Origin of the sequence: Paracoccus sp. S4493 (assembly GCF_000967735.1) — a bacterium.
Taxonomy (GTDB): Bacteria; Pseudomonadota; Alphaproteobacteria; order Rhodobacterales; family Rhodobacteraceae; genus Paracoccus; species Paracoccus marcusii.
Map to the genome: position 1 here is coordinate 1 of NZ_JXYF01000076.1, position 1,671 is coordinate 1,671.

Consider the following 1,671-nt stretch of genomic DNA (forward strand, 5'->3'; position numbering starts at 1 on the left):
CATACATTCCCCAAGTGGCATGCCGTCTGACGTGAGTTTCGCCTGAATCCGACCGAAGGACTATCATTTTCCGTCCCGAGCGGCGTCGTCGGGCGCGCAAGGCGCTGAGACAGGGCAGATCGGCCCGCGAAGCCGCCGTGTTGTGCCCTGGTGGCGGTGTTTTTCAGCGCAGCGGACAGACCCATCCTGCCGTTTTCGTTCAGTTTGGGCGTGGATGGCGGTCATGCGCATAGCGGAGGCGCTCGCAATCGGCGGATGGCGGCGAGGATGGCGCGGACCATCGGACCGGTGACGGCCACCTCGGCCAGCTGGAAGGTGATGGCGCGGGCATGGCGGACGACACGTGCCCCGATCTTGATCAGCTTCAGTTGCAGGCTGGTCAACGACCAGTCGGCCATCGTCTCGGGCAACTCGATGCAGCGCAAGAAGATGGCCAGGTTGTAGGCCAGCGCATGCAGTTGCAGTCGCACCTCATTGTCGCGGAACTTCCGGCATGACAGCCGCGTCCAGTGGAAGGCATATTTACCTTCCTTGATGTGCTGCTCGGCGGTGCCGCGCTGGTTATAGAACCGCACCACCCAGTCGGGCTCCATCGGCAGGTTGGTGACGATGAAGCCGACACGCGGGAACAGTTCGCCCGGATGCCATTCGATCTTGGCGATCACCCGGCGTTCCTTGTCCCAGGATGCCGCCTGATACTCGAAGTCTTCGTAGAAGCGCTTGACCTTGGTCAGCGAAGGTCGCCCGACAGGGCGCGTCAGCCGATGCGCGATCTTCTCGCGCAGGACGTTGTTCGCAGGCAGCCGGATGGCGTAGAAGAATCGGGCTTCTTCCAGCCGCTCATAGATCGCGGGGATCGCGTAGGCGGCGTCAGCCCGGAAGAACCGGCCGCAAAGGTCGCGCTCCGCGTAGCGGGCGATGACGGGGTCGAGAACGTCCCGCCAGCCATCGGCGCTGTGGACGTTGCCATGGCGCAAGGCGCAGCGCTCCAGCATGCCGAACTGGTTGAACAAAAAGTTCGGGTGATAGCAGGTGCAGTCGAAATGCCCGTTCCAGGCCGCGCCCTCCTGATCGCCATGGGTGGGGCTGACCGAACTGTCCATGTCCAGAACGATGTACTTCAGCCCGTTACGGTCATGGAACCGGTCGATCCATTGGCCATTCAGGTCGGCCAGCGCGGCACGGTTCTCGGGCTGTGCCAGTGTCTCGGTCTCGAACCGTCCCATCTGCGAGGCCGAGGCCGCTTGCGCATCGACAGCCCTTCCACCCACGACCTGGCGCATCACCGGATCGAGGGCCAGGCGGTCGGCGTCGTTCACATCCTCGTATCCGGCCAGTCGCCCGAACACCGATTGCCGGAACAACCCGTCAAGCCGGTGGACCGTGTTCTTGCCGCGCCGGGTGTCGCGCAATGCTTTTGCCGCCAGATCGGACAGCCCGAGCGCGTCATCCAGCTCGCGCATCACCAGCAGGCCGCCGTCGGAACTGAGCTGCGCACCTCGGAACTCCACATGCACCCGGCGGTCGAACTCGACCCGATCTGCCCGCTTCGAACCCGCACCCTCTGGGTGATCCATCAAACGCGCCCCTCACGGCCATCAATACCATGATTTATATCGGAAATATTGAGACCCTGACAGCAAAATCAGCGATTTACTTGGGGAATGTGGG

At 63.0% G+C, this 1,671-nt stretch carries 1 protein-coding gene; it reads right to left on the reverse strand.

Annotated features, from left to right (window positions below; translation table 11 throughout):
• Positions 1 to 221 precede the first annotated feature (221 nt).
• Positions 222 to 1,577, reverse strand: a complete 1,356-nt coding sequence (locus tag TW83_RS11960) for an IS1380-like element ISKpn23 family transposase (protein ID WP_003168745.1) — start codon at positions 1,575 to 1,577, stop codon at positions 222 to 224.
• Positions 1,578 to 1,671: the final 94 nt, after the last annotated feature.